Source organism: Halalkalibacter flavus, assembly GCF_036663575.1.
GTDB classification, from domain to species: Bacteria; Bacillota; Bacilli; order Bacillales; family Bacillaceae_D; genus Halalkalibacter; species Halalkalibacter flavus.
The window spans coordinates 92,495-106,515 of the sequence record NZ_JAWRVK010000017.1; the positions used below are offsets into that span (position 1 = coordinate 92,495).

General features: G+C 37.5%; 12 protein-coding genes and 1 pseudogene. 7 read left to right on the forward strand and 6 right to left on the reverse strand.

Annotated features, from left to right (window positions below):
• Nucleotides 1-107: 107 nt before the first annotated feature.
• Nucleotides 108-950, reverse strand: a complete 843-nt coding sequence (locus SAY88_RS13015) for a polysaccharide deacetylase family protein (RefSeq protein ID WP_332632252.1) — start codon at nt 948-950, stop codon at nt 108-110.
• A gap of 151 nt (nt 951-1,101) precedes the next feature.
• Between SAY88_RS13015 and SAY88_RS13020 the strand changes: the two genes are divergently transcribed.
• The 3 genes from SAY88_RS13020 (at nt 1,102) to SAY88_RS13030 (ending at nt 4,631) form a co-directional block, all read left to right on the forward strand.
• Nucleotides 1,102-2,142: an FUSC family protein gene (locus SAY88_RS13020; RefSeq protein ID WP_332632253.1), complete on the forward strand. Its 1,041-nt coding sequence runs from the start codon at nt 1,102-1,104 to the stop codon at nt 2,140-2,142.
• A 154-nt stretch (nt 2,143-2,296) separates the two neighbouring features.
• Nucleotides 2,297-3,913 (forward strand): glycine betaine uptake BCCT transporter, encoded by a 1,617-nt coding sequence (locus SAY88_RS13025; RefSeq protein ID WP_332632254.1) that lies wholly within the window; start codon nt 2,297-2,299, stop codon nt 3,911-3,913.
• 205 nt (nt 3,914-4,118) lie between these two features.
• Nucleotides 4,119-4,631 carry a hypothetical protein gene (locus tag SAY88_RS13030; protein ID WP_332632255.1) on the forward strand — a complete coding sequence of 171 codons (513 nt, stop codon included), beginning with the start codon at nt 4,119-4,121 and terminating at the stop codon, nt 4,629-4,631.
• Between the two features lie 18 nt (nt 4,632-4,649).
• Here SAY88_RS13030 and lpdA read toward each other — a convergent pair whose 3' ends face one another.
• The 5 genes from lpdA to SAY88_RS13055 form a co-directional block, all read right to left on the reverse strand.
• Nucleotides 4,650-6,059 carry a dihydrolipoyl dehydrogenase gene (gene lpdA / locus SAY88_RS13035; protein WP_332632256.1) on the reverse strand — a complete coding sequence of 470 codons (1,410 nt, stop codon included), beginning with the start codon at nt 6,057-6,059 and terminating at the stop codon, nt 4,650-4,652.
• A 2-nt stretch (nt 6,060-6,061) separates the two neighbouring features.
• Nucleotides 6,062-7,348 (reverse strand): dihydrolipoamide acetyltransferase family protein, encoded by a 1,287-nt coding sequence (locus tag SAY88_RS13040; RefSeq protein WP_332632257.1) that lies wholly within the window; start codon nt 7,346-7,348, stop codon nt 6,062-6,064.
• Between the two features lie 92 nt (nt 7,349-7,440).
• Nucleotides 7,441-8,418 (reverse strand): alpha-ketoacid dehydrogenase subunit beta, encoded by a 978-nt coding sequence (locus SAY88_RS13045; protein ID WP_332632258.1) that lies wholly within the window; start codon nt 8,416-8,418, stop codon nt 7,441-7,443.
• 3 nt (nt 8,419-8,421) lie between these two features.
• Entirely contained in the window at nt 8,422-9,507 is a 1,086-nt protein-coding gene (gene pdhA, locus SAY88_RS13050; protein WP_332632259.1) for a pyruvate dehydrogenase (acetyl-transferring) E1 component subunit alpha, read from the reverse strand.
• A gap of 434 nt (nt 9,508-9,941) precedes the next feature.
• Nucleotides 9,942-10,592, reverse strand: coding sequence for a YkyA family protein (locus tag SAY88_RS13055; protein ID WP_332632260.1), 651 nt, complete (start codon nt 10,590-10,592; stop codon nt 9,942-9,944).
• 343 nt (nt 10,593-10,935) lie between these two features.
• On the opposite strand from SAY88_RS13055, the pseudogene SAY88_RS13060 reads away from it, so the two are divergent.
• The 4 genes and pseudogenes from SAY88_RS13060 to rnjA all read left to right on the forward strand — a co-directional run.
• Nucleotides 10,936-11,013 (forward strand): annotated as a pseudogene (locus SAY88_RS13060) (YjcZ family sporulation protein); the annotation flags it as partial.
• 116 nt (nt 11,014-11,129) lie between these two features.
• Nucleotides 11,130-11,678: a peptide deformylase gene (gene def / locus SAY88_RS13065; RefSeq protein ID WP_332632261.1), complete on the forward strand. Its 549-nt coding sequence runs from the start codon at nt 11,130-11,132 to the stop codon at nt 11,676-11,678.
• A gap of 357 nt (nt 11,679-12,035) precedes the next feature.
• Complete coding sequence (locus tag SAY88_RS13070; protein ID WP_332632262.1) at nt 12,036-12,245, forward strand: DNA-dependent RNA polymerase subunit epsilon; 210 nt, start codon at nt 12,036-12,038, stop codon at nt 12,243-12,245.
• A 4-nt stretch (nt 12,246-12,249) separates the two neighbouring features.
• The gene (rnjA, locus tag SAY88_RS13075; RefSeq protein WP_332632263.1) at nt 12,250-13,917 is read left to right on the forward strand and encodes a ribonuclease J1; all 1,668 of its coding nucleotides are present in this window, start codon (nt 12,250-12,252) and stop codon (nt 13,915-13,917) included.
• Nucleotides 13,918-14,021: the final 104 nt, after the last annotated feature.

Genomic DNA, 14,021 nt, shown 5'->3' on the forward strand with positions numbered 1-14,021 from the left:
GAGTCGTTGTAATTGGTGTTAGACACTTTTCACCTAAAAAACCTGGTATATAATTGAGCCCCTGAAAAAGGTTGGTTCACCTTTTTCAGGGGCTCCCGTATTAACTCTCACTTATGCGTTGCAATTTCATTAGGATGAACAATTTCATAACCTCGCTCCCTAAGTCCAATAACGATATCTTCTAATGCTTCTTTTGTCCACAACCGATCATGCATTAACAGATTCGCCCCTTTTGTTAGCAAGGGACTATTAACCATGATTTCAGCTAATGCGTCCGCTTCTTGATACTCGTTCTCCCAATCATAACCATACGTCCAATTCATTGATTGCATCCCTTCCGCTTCTACAACTTTATTAGACGTTTCAGTATTTACTCCAAAAGGTGCCCGGTAAAACCTTGGTCGTTTTCCGATGATACCTTCAATTAAACGGTTTAATTCAATTATCTCGTTTTTTTGATCTTCTTGTGATAATTGACTCATATTCGGATGTGTCATCGTATGATTCCCGATTTCAAAGCCTAATTCATGAATTCTTTTCAGTTTTTCTCGGTCTTCTTCCGTTTGCAAGAAATGCCCATTCACAAAAAAAATGGCTCCAGCATCTAAACGTTTTAATATTTCTGCCATAGCTACACTATAATGTTCAGGCGCATCATCTATCGTTAAAAGAACAACTTGATCAGATGCGTCATCTATCGGTTCAACTAACCAATTCGTTTTATTAATTGTATATTTTTTTTCAAATTCATTCAAAACTTCTGATTCCATAACCCCACTTTCTAACTCCTCGTCTTGAACAGTTTCTTCCCCCCTTTCCCCCTCTTCTTCTACTTTTTCTTCTATTTCCTCTTCAACTTCTACTTCGCTTTCAACACGATCATTTTGACATCCGATTAAAATGAATAAGCTCATAATAAATAAGATAACCATGGCAAGAAGTCGCTTCATTGAATACCTCATCCTTTCTCGTCTAACATACCATAACGCTCATGTCGAAAAATGGAGTATAACTTCCTTTTTTCTCTCTCATACTAAATGTAGGACTTATTAGTATGTACTGACCGAAAAAACAATTTTCACCTAAGGAGTTCGTGTTGATATGAAAAGCTGGATTGGGAGGCGTGTAATAAAAACGGGTGTCGCTGTTTTCATAACAGCTTTTATTTGCCACCTTATTAATTTACCACCTACGTTTGCAGTTATAACCGCTATTGTTACAACAGAACCCACAGCTGCTGATTCTCTAAAAAAAGGGATGATCCGTTTACCTGCCGCCGCTCTTGGGGCAACGTTTGCTATTGCTGTTGATTTTGTTCTAGGCCAAAACGCAATCACTTATGCACTTGTCGCCATGCTTACGATTATCGTTTGTTCAAAACTTAAACTTGATACTGGAACATTAGTTGCCACTTTAACTGCAGTAGCCATGATTCCTGGTACAACAGATCATGCTATTTTTGATTTTTCTATTAGAATTTCTGGTACATCGATCGGGATTATTGTTTCAACCTTTGTTAATTTTATTATTCTCCCACCTAAATTTGGACCGATACTAGTAAAAAAAGTAGATGCTTTATACCAACAAACAGCTAATAAATTTGCTTTGATTCTTGAATCCCATTTATTAGACGATACAGTGGATCGCACACATTATTATCGGCAATTACATGAAGAGCTCACAAAGGCCTACCAATTAACACAATTTCAACATGATGAGTGGCAATATAGGCGATCATGTGAATTTGAGCGAAGGTCTTTTGGTTACTTACAAAAAAAGTTAGATTACTTACATCTTACTCTTTTTCATTTAGGGAAAATTTGTCATCTACGCTTAAATCAATCTTTATCTAAAAAGGAAAAGGAACTTCTTCGTAATACAATCAAATCATTTTGTACCATTTATGAAGATCATTATCACCAAATTACAACTGCTCATTTTATAAATATAGAAAAAATGAAACAACTACGTTCTGAGCAAAATAAGCAAGATTCATTTTTATCACAAATATGTCACGAGCTTATCTCGCTGAATGAAGTTACATCTGAACTAGCACAAATCACGACAGATGAACGAAGGTTTTCCATGGAAGAAACAAGCTATCCAACTTATATATTCCAAAAACAGGCGTTATATGATTGAGGCAATGAAATAGTGATATTCTCTTTTTCAAAAAATTGTATTAGGTTTCATTCAGATGCAAGCGGGTACTTAGATAAAGCAGATTAAATCTTTTGCACTCTATTTCAAGTTTATGTTACGGTAGAAGTTGGTTTTTAAAGAAAGGTTGATGAAAATGAAGAAAGTGACACCTGTTTTTACAATTTCAGTTGCAATTGCAGTCGCCTTTATTATTTGGGGAATCGTAGCTCCAAATAATCTAGAGGCAGTTACAACAGGCATTCAAAGTTTTATTACGAATGAATTAGGTTGGTTTTATCTTTTAGCCGCTACTGGATTTTTGATTTTTTGTATATATTTAATATTTAGTCCATACGGAAGAATTAAACTAGGTAAACCTGATGATAAACCTGAATATAACTATCTAACCTGGTTTGCTTTTTTATTTACTGCTGGAATGGGAATCGGGCTTGTCTTTTGGGGCGTTGCGGAACCACTGTATCATTTCTTTGAGCCTCCTACAGCAGAGCCTGGTTCCACACAAGCTGCTGGTCAAGCGATACGTTATGCCTTTTTCCATTGGGGCCTACATCCATGGGCAATTTATTCTATCGTTGCATTAGCACTAGCATATTTTAGATTTAGAAAAGAGTCGCCAGCTGTAATGAGTGCCGTCCTAGAACCATTGTTAGGAGAAAGAGCAAATGGCGGTTTAGGTACATCAATTAATGTATTGGTTGTTTTTGCAACAATTTTTGGAGTAGCTACATCTTTAGGATTTGGAGCTGCCCAAATTTCAGCTGGGCTTTCTTATTTAATTCCAGGCTTACAAACGATGAATGAAGTAATGCTTCAACTTATTGTCATCCTTATTGTTACTGTATTATTTATGATATCAGCCCAAACTGGTCTAAATAAAGGAATTCGTATTTTAAGTAAAACAAACGTGTATCTTGCTATTTCTTTAATGTTATTTATCTTACTATTTGGTCCGACTAGCTACATTATGGGCGTTTTTACACAAGGGATTGGTAGTTACCTTCAAAATCTCGCTGGAATGAGCTTCAGGCTCGATGTATACAACCCTGAGACGACTTGGGTTGAAGGATGGACTATTTTCTATTGGGCATGGTGGATTTCATGGGCGCCATTTGTAGGAACATTTATAGCACGCGTTTCGAAAGGACGTACTATTAGAGAGTTTGTTGTTGGTGTACTTGCTGTTCCATCTATCTTCGGTGCTTTGTGGTTTGCTGTCTTCGGTGGGACAGGAATTCAACTTCAAAGACTAGGTACAGCCGACATTATGGGAACGATGTCTGAAGGTGGTATGGAAGTTGCTCTGTTTGCAGTACTCGAACAATTTCCACTCGGGTTACTCCTTTCCATTATTGCTGTCTTTTTGATTTCCTCTTTCTTTGTTACATCGGCTGATTCAGCCACAGTTGTACTGGGGATGCAAACAACGAACGGAAATTTAAACCCACCAAATGGGGTGAAATTTGTTTGGGGACTAATTATTTCTGCAACAGCAGCTGTTCTACTTTCTACAGAGAAAGGGTTAGGAGCCTTGCAAACAGCAGCGATCATCGCCGCACTCCCTTTTACAATTATTATGATTATGATGATTTTCTCTATTATGAAATCATTAAAAGCAGAAAAGCCAACTTTAGCAACAGAAAAAGAACGTATTCGTCTTGAACGGTATGAGCTCAAACAAGAGCGCGAAAGATTAAAAGAAGAAAAATTTGCTCTAAAAAAAGAAAAAGCAGAGTTAAAAAAGAAGAAATAAAATTATATAATTAGTTAAGACCAAAAGGCGTTTCTCCGGTTTCCCCACCTAGGAGAGGCGTCTTTTGTCATATAAAAGTCCTAAATATTTCTATTTGATTACATTTAAATAATAAATATCATAAGTGAATCAATGCGTGATAAAATGAAGTAACATAATGTAATTAGTAAAAAATTGTAATTTCAGAAAGAGGATGTGACTAATAATGGACAAGTATGTCGAAGTGATGATAATTGGATCAATTCTATTATTAAACTCGTGCTTTTCATCAGCATCGTCAATAGAAAATCCTTTAGAGCAACATACTGACGAAACAATTACTGTCCTTTTTTCAGATTCTTCTACTATGCAAGATGAGAAGACATATTATGACGCGTTCCTTGAACTAAAACAAAATTATCCAAGTGAAATCCCTTCGTTTTTAATTATTGACGCAGATGAACGCGAGGTGATTCGTTATTTTAACATCGAACACTTCCCAACTATGCTCGTAATAACCGGTGATCACGAAAACCTACGAATGGAAGGCATATTTACAAAAGACGAAATATTAACACATTTAATGGAAGTTTTTCAACTTGAGAAGGAAGTAAGGATAAACCTCACCTCTTTTTCAATTGAATACATACAAAAATCCAGTATCTCTTTCATAGAGAAACTGGATTTTTTGGGCATGAAACCTTTGTATGTACATAATAGTAAAAAGACCTTCCACTAAGTGGAAAGCCTTTTCTTATTACTTAACAATATGAATTGGTGTTCCAAGGGCAACTTCTGCTGCTTCCATTGTAATTTCACCTAAAGAAGGATGAGCATGAATCGTTAATGCGATATCTTCTGCAGTCATTCCTGTTTCAATTGCAAGACCTAATTCTGCAATCATATCAGAAGCATTAGGTCCAGCTACTTGAGCACCAATAACTAGTCCGTCATCTTTACGAGTAACAAGTTTCATAAACCCATCTGTTTCGTTTAGAGATAGGGCACGTCCATTGGCAGCAAATGGGAATTTCGATGCAATCACATCAAATCCAGCATCTTTTGCTTCCGCTTCTGTATATCCAACACTTGCTAGCTCAGGATCAGAGAATACAACAGCCGGAATCGCTAGGTAGTCTATTTCAGACTTTTCACCTGCAATTGCTTCAGCAGCAATTTTCCCTTCATAAGAAGCTTTGTGAGCTAAAGGTGGGCCTTCTACGATATCACCAATTGCATAGATATTTGAAACGCTTGTACGGCACTGCTTATCAATCTTAACAACTCCGCGATCTGTTGTTTCAACACCAATTTGCTCAAGTCCAATCTCATCTGTATTCGGACGACGTCCAACCGTTACTAAGCAGTAGTCAGCCTCGAAGACTTCTTCCTTACCTTTCACCTCAGCTGTCACTTTTACACCGTCTTTTGTTTCTTCAACACCTTTAGCAAGTGCCTCCATCTTGAATTCAACACCGTTCTTTTTCAAACGACGTTCTACAACCTTAGCCATTTGTTTTTCAAAACCGCCAAGAATTTGCTTTGAACCTTCGAGAACAACAACTTCTGTTCCCATATTCGCATAAGCACCAGCTAATTCAATCCCAATGTATCCTCCACCAATAACGACCATTTTCTTAGGTACTTCTTTAAGAGCTAGGGCACCTGTTGAATTAATGACGCGATCCGTGTATTTGAAACCAGGAATTTCAATAGGGTTAGAACCTGTTGCAATGATACAATTTTTAAAATTGTATGTTTGTGCGCTTTTCTCATCCATGATACGGACAGAGTTTTCAGACGCAAAATACGCTTCACCACGAACAATTTCTACTTTATTTCCTTTTAGAAGTCCTTCTACTCCACCAGTTAACTTTTTAACAACTGAAGCTTTCCATTCTTGTACTTTCTCAAAGTTAATAGAAACTTTTTCTGCAATAATTCCCATATCTTCGGAATGCTTAGCATTGTGATAACGATGTCCTGCTGCAATCAACGCTTTAGAAGGAATACAACCAACGTTTAAACAAACGCCACCCATTTCTCCTTTTTCAACGATGGTTACTTTTTGTCCTAGTTGCGCAGCGCGAATTGCTGCAACGTATCCACCAGGACCAGAACCGATGACAAGTGTGTCTACTTCATTTGCGAAATCTCCTACAACCATGCTTACCCCTCCATTAATAATAATTGTGGATCATTTAATAGGCGTTTAACGTGGTTTAGTGCATTCTGAGCTGTAACGCCATCAATAAGACGGTGATCATAACTGATTGAAAGCGCTAGTACAGGAGCAGCTACAATCTCGCCATTCTTTACAACCGGCTTCTCTTCGATACGACCAATACCTAAAATGGCTACTTCTGGATGATTAATAACTGGAGTGAACCAAAGACCACGAGCTGAACCAACATTGGAAATTGTGGCAGATCCGCCCTTCATTTCTGCACCACTAAGTTTACCATCACGTGCCTTAACTGCCAACTCATTAATTTCATCAGCAAGAGCAAAAATTGATTTACGATCTGCATCTTTAACAACTGGTACAAATAAACCATGCTCAGTATCTGCAGCAATACCGATGTTGAAATAGTTTTTGTATACAATTTCATCATTCGCATCGTCAATTGATGCATTAAGTGCAGGGAATTTACGTAGAGCAGCTGTGAGAGCTTTGACAACGTATGGTAAGTACGTAAGCTTAGTACCTTGTTCAGCAGCTATTCCTTTATATTCTTTACGGTGTGCAACTAAAGCAGAAACTTCAACTTCATCCATGTGTGTCACATGAGGAGCTGTATGCTTAGAATTCACCATTGCTTTTGCAATTGCTTTACGAACACCTTTGAAAGGAACACGGTGCTCTAACTCACCAACTGGAATAGCAACTGGCTCTGTTTTTTGAGGTGCAGCAGCAGGTGCTTCTTTTTCTTCTGTTTGCGCTTGTGCTGCTGGTGCTTCTTGCGCCCCACCATTTAAGAATGTATCGATATCTTCTTTAACGACACGACCATTTTTTCCAGTTCCACTTACCTTGTGAATTGCAACACCTTTTTCACGAGCATATTTACGTACAGAAGGCATTGCGATTACACGAGCATCACTTTCTACCTCATCATTTGCTGTATCAGCAGCAGGCTCAGAAGTTTTTGCTACTTCTTCTTTTGCAGCTGGTTCTTCTGCTTCCGGAGTAGTTTCTTCTTCTGCAGGATTTGCATCTCCAGCATCAATCGTTAAAAGAACATCACCAACGATACTAACCGTTCCCTCTTCTACTTTAACTTCAAGAACTTTACCGTCAACCGGTGATGGAATCTCTACAACAGCTTTGTCATTTTGAACTTCAAGAAGAATGTCATCTTCCTTAATTTCATCACCTGGTTTAACAAACCATTTTACAATTTCACCTTCGTGAATACCTTCACCAATATCAGGAAGTTTAAAATTATATGCCACTTTGAAGTGCCTCCTTTAATTCCTCTTAAACTAAATTTCAATGAAAAGGAAAGACAAAATCTTTCCTTTTCTTATGCTTGTCTCTTGTTAGGTTAGAAATTAATAACTTTCTTTGCTGTTTCAATGATTCCTTTATAGTCAGGCAACCAAGCATCTTCTGCTTGTGCAAATGGATAAACAGTATCAGGTGCAGCTACACGAAGTACTGGAGCATCCAAACTTAAAATCGCTCGTTCTGTAATTTCAGCTACTACGTTTGCTGCAATCCCCGCTTGCTTTTGAGCTTCTTGAACAACAATCGCACGATTTGTCTTCTCTACAGAAGCAAGAATCGTATCGATATCAAGTGGACTAATTGTCATAAGGTCGATAACCTCAACGTCAATGCCTTCTTTCTCTAGCTCTTCAGCTGCTTTAAGGGACGAGTGTACCATTGCTCCGTATGTAACAATAGTTAAATCTTTTCCTTCACGCTTAATATCTGCTTTACCAAGTGGAATTGTGTACTCTTCTTCAGGTACTTCTCCACGGAATGAGCGATATAGCTTCATATGTTCAAGATATACAACAGGGTCGTTATCACGAATAGCTGAAATCAAAAGTCCTTTTGCATCATAAGGAGTTGAAGGAATAACTACTTTCAACCCAGGAGTTTGTGCAACTAGCCCTTCTAAACTATCAGCATGCATCTCTGGTGTTTTAACCCCTCCACCAAATGGAGAACGAACAGTAATTGGTGATGTTAATTTGCCACCTGTACGATAACGCATACGATTCATTTGACCAGCAACAGAATCAAAAACTTCAAACAAGAAACCGAAGAATTGAATTTCCATAACTGGACGGAATCCCGTTAATCCTAAACCAATTGCTAAACCACCAATACCAGACTCCGCGAGTGGCGTATCAAATACGCGCTCTTCACCAAATTCTTTTTGTAGGCCTTCTGTCGCACGGAACACTCCACCGTTTTGACCGACGTCTTCACCAAACACAAGAACATCTTCATTATTCTTAAGCTCATTACGCATAGCATCCGTAATCGCTTGAATCATTGTCATTTGTGCCATAGGTTACTTCGACTCCTTTGCTGTGTATTCTTCCATTTGCTCACGAAGATTATAAGGTAAATCTTCGAACATGAAACCAATAAGATCTGTTACTTTTTGCTTAGGTGCAGCATCTGCTTCTTTCATTGCAGCTTTGATATCTTCTTTCGCTTGCTCAACGATTTCATTTTCTTTTTCTTCTGTCCAAAGGCCTTTCGCTTCTAAGAACTTACGGAAACGAACTAAAGGATCCTTTTTCGTCCACTCATCATCTAAATCAGAAGAACGGTAACGAGTAGGGTCATCCCCTGCCATTGTATGTGGACCGTAACGGTATGTCATTGTTTCAATTAATGATGGGCCATCGCCTGCTAATGCACGGTCACGAGCGTCTTTTGTTGCAGCGTAAACAGCAAGAATATCCATACCATCTACTTGAATCCCTTCAATACCAGCCGCTACTGCTTTTTGAGCAATTGTTTTAGCTGCAGACTGTTTTTCAACAGGTACAGAAATCGCAAAACGGTTATTTTGTACGATGAATACTGCAGGAGCATTATATGCACCAGCAAAGTTCATTCCTTCATAGAAATCCCCTTGTGAAGCTCCTCCATCACCTGTGTATGTGATCGCAATGTTGTTTTTGTTTTTACGCTTAAGACCTAATGCTACCCCAGCTGTTTGAATAATTTGTGCTCCAATAATGATCTGAGGGAATAGAACATTTAATCCATCAGGGAATTGGCTTCCTGCAAAGTGCCCACGAGACCATAGGAATGCTTGATGTAACGGCAGTCCGTGAAATACAATTTGAGGAATATCACGGTAACCAGGTAGAATCCAATCATCTTTATCAAGCGCAAATTGACTTCCTAACATTGATGCCTCTTGACCAGCAACAGGTGCATAGAAGCCAAGACGTCCTTGGCGGTTTAATGAGATCGCACGTTGATCCCAAATACGTGTATAAACCATACGTCTCATCATTTCTTGTAATTGATCATCACTTAAATTAGGCATAGCAGCTTCATTAACAACTTCGCCTTCTTCATTTAAAATTTGGAAAGTTTCAAATTGATTTTCAACTTGTTCTAACGTTTTTGTACTCACTACCTTCACCTCTTCCTTTCGAATAAAAAAATTAATGATTAAGATAATCTAATGACTATTTGACAAATCTCCCCCATAGGATACCCAAACTACTACCTTCCATAACCTTTGGAGAAAAGTTTGAAACAAAAATTCATGCAAGCTTTTTAATGTCACACCAGAACGTTTTCATATTCACGCCCACTTAAAATCTTAACTGTATCAGTCTAATTCCCATCAAAGTGATACAACCACAACTCTCAAAATTAAGTCTACATCACTTCTATAAATTCCGTCAATCCTTTTACTTATCTAAATTCAAGATTTTTTTCTACGCAGATAGTAAATACTCCCAAAGCACCTTGTTGTATATCAACGACTTGCAATATTAGTACAGTTTAGTTTTTTATTTGTAATTTGGTTGCAGTATACGCAAAAGGAGCTTAATGACAGTACTAATCGTACTGTACATTAAGCTCCGCTTTTTTATAAAATTCCCTTTTCACCTGGTTATAACGATCTGTCGATTCATTAAATTGTTCCTTATGTTCAATTACACTTCCATATTTCTCATTCACTTTGTCGATTTGTTCTTGGAGAGTTTCCATTGTTAAATCTTCTTGCTTCAGCATTTCAAATAACGCCTTATCTAAGCTAATTGCTTCATTATAACTAACATATAACTGTTGATAGTATTCATAACGATCATCCATAGTTGATTTAAGTTGCTCTAATAAATTGCTAAGTTCCTCTCCCTCTATGTCCTCAAACTGTTCCTCAATTTTTAGAAACTCTTGATAACCATCCTCTATACTTTCTTTTTCTTGTAATAACATGGATTCTCTAGAGTTTATAGATGAGATTGCTTCTTCTGCTAGTACCACTATTCCTTCAAATTCATCCATGCCAAGTGAAATAATTTCTTCAAATAATTCATTTTCTCTCATTTCAGCTTTTTGCAAAGGTTCTTGTTGTTGTTCAAAAGGCTCTTCTAATTCTACTGCAGCTTCTAAATGTTGATATACTGATTCTGCCGGATTCTCCCCACATCCTGTTAATAAGAACATTGTTAATAAAAGTGCCGCTCCCCATTTCTTAACACTCACCAGCCTTTTCCCCCTTACCATGTACTAGAACTCTACCATAAAACAAACGGAACAAATTAACAATATTTCAATTTCAAAGCTAGTATATGAGCAGTTATTTTGTAATATGAGCCTGTCCATCAAATAATTATAAAAGAATCCGTAAAAATAGGCATTCGTCCAACCAACTTGCCTATGTATGCATAATGTAGTTAGTGAATCGCAGACAATGCGGTGCAAGAGAAAAAGGAGGAATGTAAAAATGTTTGGTTACGGATATGGTGCAGGTCACGGATGTACTGACCCTTGTGGATATGGTTATGGCGCTCCAGTAGTTGCGGGTGCTGCTTACGCACCTGGTGCTGGAAGAGGGTTCGCGTTAATCGTAGTACTTTTCATCCTGCTTATCATTGTTGGAGCTTCTAAGTTCGGACATTGTTAATAATTATATGGAGGAATAAGACAAAATCGTCTTATTCCTCCTTTTGTAAGAATATTACTTGATATTTCATTTATTTCTTCATAAAGTAAACGTAAGTGCAAAAGGAGTGATACATAATGTTAACCATGAAAGATGTTGTAAGAGAAGGCGATCCCGTTTTAAGAAAAATAGCTGAAGAGGTTTCACTTCCTGCAAGTGAAGAAGATAGGAAGATCCTACAAGAAATGCTTGACTTCGTTATTAACAGCCAAGACCCTGAGATTGCGGAAAAATATGAATTAAGACCTGGTGTTGGAATCGCAGCTCCCCAAATTGGAATTTCTAAAAGAATGTTTGCTGTTCATGTAACAGATGAACAAGATCAATTATATAGCATGGGTTTATTTAACCCAAAAGTAATAAGCCATTCTGTAGAAGAAACACATTTAGAAGGTGGCGAAGGATGTTTATCTGTAGATAGAGATATTCCTGGGAATGTCCCTCGCTATTCAAGAATCACTGTAAAAGGAACCAATTTAGATGGTGAAGAGGTAACTTTACGTTTACGAGGCTTAGTATCAATTGTTTTCCAACACGAACTCGATCACTTAAATGGTATAATGTTCTATGACCGAATTGAAGGTTTTAAAGATAAACTAAAGAAGGAATTGCCTAATAAGGCATAAAATTGATGATTCATCTCCTGCGGTTGCTCGGAGTTGAATCATTTTTTTATCCATTTATTACCTTGAACAGCTAAATGCTAACCAACACATACTATACATATAAAAACCCTCACCTATTGGAAAAAAGTGAATAAGGAGTGTGGAACCTAATGTTACGAAGATTGAGAAAAAAAATCGTGAAAGGCTGCAAAAACCTTTTACCAAAAAGCCGTTTAATCGAAGTTTAATTAATACTTGTAACGTGAATAATGGACATTTATGCAGAGCAGAAAACGTACTCTAAAATAAAATAACATGAAATGAGGAGACATTTGCTTTATAATGAAAATATAACCAATGGTAAGGAGAGGTAGTAACATGTTATTTAAAGTATTTTATCAGAAGAATTTTAATCAAGTACCTGTTCGTGAATTTACTGAAGCTATGTTCGTAGAAGGCGAAAACGAAGCGGATGTCAGGAAGAAACTAGCCGATCGCAATTTTAATATTGAATTTGTAACACCTGTCTCTGGAGCTTATCTCGAATACGAACAACAAAATGAAGATTTCAAAGTGGAGACTATTTAATTTTATGAAACAAGTAAAGAATAACCAAACTGCAGTATTTGCCTTAGGTGGATTAGGCGAAATCGGAAAAAATACGTATGCAGTTCAATTTCAAGATGAAATTATTTTAATTGATGCCGGGATTAAGTTTCCAGAGGACGAGCTTCTTGGCATCGATTATGTAATACCAGATTATACGTATTTAGTTAGAAATGAAGACAAAATCAAAGGTCTTTTTATCACTCATGGTCATGAAGATCACATTGGCGGCATTCCTTATTTACTCCGAGCAGTAAACGTTCCTATATACGGAGGAAAGTTAGCTCTTGGATTATTAAAAGGAAAACTGGAAGAACACGGTTTGCTTCGTAAAACGAAACTGCATGAAATTCATGAAGACCAAATCGTTAAGTTTACAAAAACGTCGGTTACATTTTTCCGAACGACTCATAGCATTCCTGACGCATACGGTATTGTTGTTAAGACACCACCCGGAAATGTCGTTCATACTGGTGATTTCAAGTTTGATTTCACACCGGTAGGAGAACCAGCCAATTTAACAAAAATGGCCAAAATTGGGGAAGAAGGCGTCCTCTGTTTACTATCTGATAGTACAAATAGTGAAATCCCAGAGTTCACCATGTCTGAACGTAAAGTTGGGGAAAGTATTAGTAACATCTTTAGAAAAGTTGATGGACGAATCATCTTTGCAACATTTGCTTCTAACATTCATCGCCTTCAACAAGTAGTTGAAGCAGCTGTCAACCATGGACGAAAAGTGGCTGTATTTGGACGAAGCATGGAGTCAGCTTTAACAATCGGACAAGAATTAGGCTATATTAAAGCTCCTAAAAATACATTTATCGAGCCTTCACAATTAAATAAATTACCTGATAATCAAGTAACTATCTTATGTACAGGAAGCCAAGGCGAACCAATGGCGGCACTTTCTAGGATTGCCAATGGTACACACCGCCAAATACAAATAATACCTGGAGATACAGTTGTCTTTTCATCTTCACCAATCCCTGGAAACACACTAAGTGTAAGCAAAACCATTAATCAGTTGTATCGTGCTGGTGCAGATGTGATTCACGGATCTCTTAATGACATTCATACTTCAGGTCATGGAGGACAAGAAGAACAAAAATTAATGTTACGACTAATGAAGCCACAGTATTTTATGCCAATACATGGTGAATATAGAATGTTAAAGATGCATATCAAACTGGCTGAAGATTGTGGTATACCAAAACAGAATAGTTTCATTATGGATAACGGCGATGTTTTAGCTCTTCACCCCGAAGAAGCAGGAGTTGTTGGCAAAATCCCTTCAGGGTCTGTCTATGTTGACGGAAATGGGATTGGAGATATTGGAAACATTGTCTTAAGAGACAGACGTATCCTTTCAGAAGAAGGTCTTGTTGTTGTAGTTGTTAGCTTAAATATGAAAGAGTTCAAAGTAACAGCGGGGCCAGATCTAATTTCTCGCGGATTTGTTTACATGAGGGAATCTAGCGACTTAATTCACGAAGCCCAAAAGTTGCTTGCCTCACATCTAAATGATGTGATGGAGCGCAAAACAACTCAATGGTCAGAAATCAAAAATGAAATCACAGATTTACTTGGGCCATTTTTATATGAGCGGACGAAAAGAAAGCCAATGATTTTACCAATCATTATGGAAGTATAAAAAAGCGGATGACTAATTAGTCATCCGCTCAGGCTGTTGAGAAAGTCTTCTCAATAGCCTTTTTTTGTAGCTATTAATCCGATTATTCAGGTGAATATAGTATA

What these genes read in the sequence shown, in the direction of transcription:
- SAY88_RS13015 (WP_332632252.1), bottom strand. Translation starts at nt 950, where the DNA reads ATGAAGCGACTTCTTGCCATGGTTATCTTATTTATTATGAGCTTATTC.
- SAY88_RS13020 (WP_332632253.1), top strand. Translation starts at nt 1,102, where the DNA reads ATGAAAAGCTGGATTGGGAGGCGTGTAATAAAAACGGGTGTCGCTGTT.
- SAY88_RS13025 (WP_332632254.1), top strand. Translation starts at nt 2,297, where the DNA reads ATGAAGAAAGTGACACCTGTTTTTACAATTTCAGTTGCAATTGCAGTC.
- SAY88_RS13030 (WP_332632255.1), top strand. Translation starts at nt 4,119, where the DNA reads ATGGACAAGTATGTCGAAGTGATGATAATTGGATCAATTCTATTATTA.
- lpdA (WP_332632256.1), bottom strand. Translation starts at nt 6,059, where the DNA reads ATGGTTGTAGGAGATTTCGCAAATGAAGTAGACACACTTGTCATCGGT.
- SAY88_RS13045 (WP_332632258.1), bottom strand. Translation starts at nt 8,418, where the DNA reads ATGGCACAAATGACAATGATTCAAGCGATTACGGATGCTATGCGTAAT.
- def (WP_332632261.1), top strand. Translation starts at nt 11,130, where the DNA reads ATGTTAACCATGAAAGATGTTGTAAGAGAAGGCGATCCCGTTTTAAGA.
- SAY88_RS13070 (WP_332632262.1), top strand. Translation starts at nt 12,036, where the DNA reads ATGTTATTTAAAGTATTTTATCAGAAGAATTTTAATCAAGTACCTGTT.
- rnjA (WP_332632263.1), top strand. Translation starts at nt 12,250, where the DNA reads ATGAAACAAGTAAAGAATAACCAAACTGCAGTATTTGCCTTAGGTGGA.